The following is a 5,057-nucleotide window of genomic DNA, read 5'->3' as shown; positions in this document are numbered from 1 at the left end:
TCAAAAAAGTTGTTCTAACATTAAAGTTGAAAATGGAGATTTATTATCAGCAACTTGTATAAAAATAGATGGCAGCTACAACAATACATCTATTCACATTCCCGGAATTGAAAATATTAATGGCGTATTGACGTTTAATAATTCTTACAGTTCTAGTAGCTATCAAAAAAGTTGTTCTAACATTAAAGTTGAAAATGGAGATTTATTATCAGCAACTTGTATAAAAATAGATGGCAGCTACAACAATACATCTATTCGCATTCCCGGAATTGAAAATATTAATGGCGTATTGACGTTTAATAATTCTTACAGTTCTAGTAGCTATCAAAAAAGTTGTTCTAACATTAAAGTTGAAAATGGAGATTTATTATCAGCAACTTGTATAAAAATAGATGGCAGCTACAACAATACATCTATTCGCATTCCCGGAATTGAAAATATTAATGGCGTATTGACGTTTAATAATTCTTACAATTGTAGTAGCTGGATATCTAAGCTAAGAAGTCGCTCTCCTGATGAGGCTACAAAACTGTGCGTGAAGTAGGGTAGGCGTTGCGCTCTTAATTTTGACTTTTACCAACTTTGGATTATTGAATGGTTTCTTGCCTCATACCCAGAACCCATAAAAAATCAATGTTAGAGGATGTCTGAAAAGTAAAATTCATGCCAATCTATGAAGTAAAGTACGTAAGCTGGCTGAGTAGATGAAAGCTTCTTTCGTCACATCAATATATAGTCATTGCGCTACACATTTGGGCTATTAAGTAGAATGGATGGCTGAAAGTATTCATTACTCGTGCTTGTGAGCGGTGTCACCACATAAGCGTATTTTACCAACTTAGGGTCATAACTTGGTATTTGAGTTCTGACTGGATTAATTAGTAACGTTGAATTATATTTATGATATTTTTCAGCGCGATCGCCTTTGTCATAAGTTGGGTTGAGCCGAAGAAAACCATCCTCTAATACTCCGACACGATTTCAAAGTACCTCAACATGACTTTGAAGCACTTCAACACAAGTTTCAAGTACTCCAACACGATTTCAAAGTACCTTGACATGACTTTGAAGTACTCCAACACGACTTTCAAGTACCTTAATATGACTTTAAAGTACTCCAACACGATTTTCAAGTACCTTAACATGACTTTGAAGTACTCCAACACGATTTTCAAGTACCTCGATATGACTTTGAAGTACTCCAACACGACTTCAAGGTATTTATTGCTAATACTAAGTAGCTTTTTTAACAAATAAAATAGAAATTTCAGTATAATTCACTAAAAATAATCAAGTCGATGTCAATTTGCTTTAATTTTTCCGAATTATTTCTCAGAGAAGTTTATGGTTGCATTGGCTAGAGTATATGCAGTAACCCTATAACCTCCTTCAGGAGCGCATTTCATGGCACGACTAAAACGCAGTTCACCCACTCTCGAAAAAGCTCTCCGTCGAATTGCAGGAATGCGATCAATTAGCTCTACGCTAGAATTTGGCAACGGATTAAGTTTGACAGACTACGACAGCCGCATCCAAACCTTGCAAACCCAGCTATCTACCTACAACACTTTACTCTCTAGCATAGATGAAATGGCAGGTCGCCTCTCTCTAATTGAAGAAGAATTGCGCGGCTACTCTGAAAAGATGTTAATGAGTGTGGCAACCCATTATGGCAAAGACAGTTTGCAATATATCCAGGCGGGAGGCAAACCACGCAAGAAATTATCACGCCGTTCGAGCAACACCCAATCCCCATCTGAGAGTACAGCTACAATCTTGAATGGTGCAAACAACAACGGTAAAGAAACCTCTGTTGTTTTACCTTTTAGTCATTAGTCATTTGTCATTTGTCTAAAGTGAATAACCCATGCCCCATGCCGTATATTCAACGTCGCAAGTAGCTCAAAGTATTAGACCTCTTTGGCACTATCAATTATGACAAAGGCTATGACTACAAGCAGCAACGTCAGCAGACATGAGTGTTATTGTTGATACCTCTGTTTGGTCACTGGCTCTCCGTCGGAGAACGCCACCTGATTTATCTCGCCACTCCCTATCCTGGCTTATGATCCAAACGTGTGGCTTGCTCTAAGGCGGCTTTTTCTTTGGCTCGGCGGACATAGGGTTGTAATTGGGCGCGATCGCAACCTGTTAAGATAATCAGGTTTTCTAAGCTGATTCCCCGCATTAACATTTCTACGCGCCAGGTTTGTTGTGCCTGAGCGATCGCTGGCGCTTGCCCTTGGGGAGTTAACAATCTTTCACTCCATACTTGCCAACGTGCCTCAAGCTCTGATTCTGACATGGGTGTGCCTGTTTCATTCAAAAACATGGCTGTTTGCGCATCTTTACGACTTTTCAGCCATTTGATTAAGGGGTTATTAGTAAAAGAACCGTAGCGTTTGCCCAAAATCCACTGATTCACAGGTACTTGACGGACAAATCCAGGGATTGTAATTTGTAAAAAATGCCCTTGAGTATCGTTAATTTGCTGTGATCGCTCCAAGCAAATTACTTCTGTAGCGGATAATCCAGCCCCAAATAACACATAAGCCAAAGCATAATCTCGCGTTCCCGATTTCCTTGCTTGTTGGAGAATTTCATTAACTAAACTAGCTGGTAAATCAGCTACTTCTGTGGTACTAATAAACCCCCCTTGGAAACAGTTGGTTGCTGATTCTGCTGAGGATGACATGGCTCCATGTAAAAACAACTCCACCAAATTTTCCAGAAAATCATCCCGATCCTCCCAAAGTTCATGAAATTCGCTAGTAAACTCAATTACGGCATATCCCAAAATCATCCCATTTAGCAAACTAGCTAATTTCTCTGCCGGTAAGTAGGTCTTTAAATGTCCTTGCTGGATTACAGTAGCTAAATACTGAGCTACATAACGATTTGCCTCTGTTACTCCCCTGCCGAGGGCGCGGCGGTTTTCTGCCGGAAATTGGTCGGCTTCGCCTACCACAGAGCGGACGAACTCTGGCACTCGTTCTAATGCGTGCAAGCTATCACTTGCATAATCTTTCAGAGCTTGGTAGACATTGCCGGGAGGTGTTGCCCGTCGCACCAATGATTCACCCAAATCCTTAAAGGCTGCGGACTCTTCCAGCACAGCTAAAAGCAGTCCATGTTTATTGCCAAAATTCCGAAATAGAGTCACTTCATTGACTTCGGCTTTTTCAGCAATTTGGCGGGTTGTGGTAGCGCTAACTCCCTGAGCAGAAAACAACTCAAGTGCAGCTTGAATCAGGCGTTGACGAGTAGAAATAAGGTGAGACGACATAGAAAAATGCAAGTGGCACTTGCAGGGATATCAGAGTTCTGCTAGCATAACAAATGTAAGTGATACTTGCTTTACTCTACTGTAACAAACTGGTATGCAGTGCGAGTAAATCCCTTGTGGGATGGCTCCGAGAAAAAGCAAATCGCTTCATCATCCATCAACAGGAATTTTTATGACCGCAAATTTTGGGGCGATCGCCCCTGAGAGAGGCAACTCACCTCGACTCAGTTGGACAAACGTAATATTTTTTACTACGTTTCATGCCTTAGCACTTTTGGCTCCTTGGTTTTTCTCCTGGCCAGCATTAGGTTTGCTAATGTTTCTCCACTGGTTATTCGGGAGCATTGGTATTTGCCTGGGATATCATAGACTGTTGAGCCATAAGAGTTTCCAAGTTCCCAAGTGGTTAGAGTATGCGATCGCTCTCATCGGAGCGATGGCTTTGCAAGGCGGGCCAATTTTTTGGGTAGGTGGCCACCGCCAGCATCACGCTCACACTGAAGACATCAACTTAGATCCCTACTCTGCCCAAAAAGGTTTTTGGTGGAGCCATATATTGTGGATTTTTTACCCACGCCCAGAATTTTTTGACTATGACACCTATAAAAAATATGCCCCTGATTTAGCAAGACAACCCTTTTATTGCTGGCTGGATCGATACTTTTTGCTGTTGCAAATACCCTTCGGGCTACTGCTATATGCATTGGGAGGATGGTCTTTTGTGTTCTATGGAGTATTTCTCAGATGTGTCTTCCTTTGGCATTCAACCTGGTTTGTGAACTCTGCATCACACCTATGGGGTTATCGCACCTTTGATGCTAATGATGGCGCTCGTAATCTCTGGTGGGTATCTCTGCTAACTTATGGAGAAGGATGGCACAACAACCATCATACTTATCCCCACATGGCGAAATCTGGTTTGTCTTGGTGGGAGATTGATGTTACTTGGTGGAGCATCCTACTTTTGCAGACTTTGGGTTTGGCCAAAAAAGTTGTCTCACATCCCCCTCAAGGTGCAACTCACGGCTAAATTGCAACTAAAATTATCACGCATTTATTAAGCTGATTGCTTCCCACAGTCGGCTTAATAAGCTATTACGCATTTTTATAAGTACAGTATTTCATTAATTTGTAGCCAATTTTTTGCGTACCTTTGCGTTTAAATTTCAACCCTCAATTCGCCATGATTTTACGCAAAGCTGTACTAAGTTTCACCAGACGATTCTGCTAGCTGTCATCATACTCAACCTCATTTATACTTGGATACACTACATAGACAATGCACTCTTTTTGAGTCGATATCCTCGATTAGCTTGGTTTACTTCTACCGGAGTAACTAATACTGTCATTCTAATCACTTCAGTAGGACTTTTAGGATATTAATTTTATACCAAAAGCATATTTTTGTTGGCGTATTTTTTATTAGCCTTCTACTCAATCATTAGTATTTCCAATCCAGTCCATTATCTCTTGTCGATGGTTGCTACTATGTCTTTGAAAATAAAGCCTAACTTGGTTTAATGCAGTTATCAGGCTGGTACTAGTAGGTTTGTTATTTTAATTTAGTCTTGGATTAAAAGAGTCATGTAGTATACCATCTGGAACTTAACATAATTATTAATTATAGAACTTTAGCTAAAATAGCCCCCATTTTTAAAAAATTTATATCCAGATGATGTATCCCCTCAATAATTCGGGGTAGGCGGTTATTCAGGTATCAAAGACCAAGCAAAAGGATGGGAAGAAGACTTTAGCCGAATAACGCTTCCCA

4 protein-coding genes are annotated in these 5,057 nt (G+C 40.4%); 3 read left to right on the top strand and 1 reads right to left on the bottom strand.

What is annotated here, in order from left to right; translation table 11 throughout:
- On the top strand, nucleotides 1-544 hold a 544-nt coding region (locus V7K38_RS10895; protein ID WP_334857697.1), incomplete at its 5' end, for a CVNH domain-containing protein.
- Between the two features lie 860 nt (nucleotides 545-1,404).
- Nucleotides 1,405-1,836 carry a hypothetical protein gene (locus V7K38_RS10890; protein WP_334857696.1) on the top strand — a complete coding sequence of 144 codons (432 nt, stop codon included), beginning with the start codon at nucleotides 1,405-1,407 and terminating at the stop codon, nucleotides 1,834-1,836.
- Between the two features lie 217 nt (nucleotides 1,837-2,053).
- Here the strand turns inward: V7K38_RS10890 and V7K38_RS10880 are convergent, their stop codons facing one another.
- Entirely contained in the window at nucleotides 2,054-3,286 is a 1,233-nt protein-coding gene (locus V7K38_RS10880) for a TetR/AcrR family transcriptional regulator (RefSeq protein ID WP_334857695.1), read from the bottom strand.
- 172 nt (nucleotides 3,287-3,458) lie between these two features.
- On the opposite strand from V7K38_RS10880, the gene V7K38_RS10875 reads away from it, so the two are divergent.
- A complete protein-coding gene (locus tag V7K38_RS10875; RefSeq protein ID WP_334857694.1) occupies nucleotides 3,459-4,316 on the top strand; it encodes an acyl-CoA desaturase in 858 nt (285 codons plus the stop codon).
- Nucleotides 4,317-5,057 lie beyond the last annotated feature (741 nt).

This window comes from Nostoc sp. (genome assembly GCF_036917465.1).
In the GTDB taxonomy this organism is placed as follows: domain Bacteria; phylum Cyanobacteriota; class Cyanobacteriia; order Cyanobacteriales; family Nostocaceae; genus Nostoc.
Note: the sequence above shows the minus strand (reverse complement) of the source record. Positions and strands in the feature narration are given on the sequence as shown.

Excerpts from the sequence above, each read along its gene's own strand:
- V7K38_RS10880 (WP_334857695.1), bottom strand. The coding sequence starts at position 3,286 with ATGTCGTCTCACCTTATTTCTACTCGTCAACGCCTGATTCAAGCTGCA.
- V7K38_RS10890 (WP_334857696.1), top strand. The coding sequence starts at position 1,405 with ATGGCACGACTAAAACGCAGTTCACCCACTCTCGAAAAAGCTCTCCGT.
- V7K38_RS10875 (WP_334857694.1), top strand. The coding sequence starts at position 3,459 with ATGACCGCAAATTTTGGGGCGATCGCCCCTGAGAGAGGCAACTCACCT.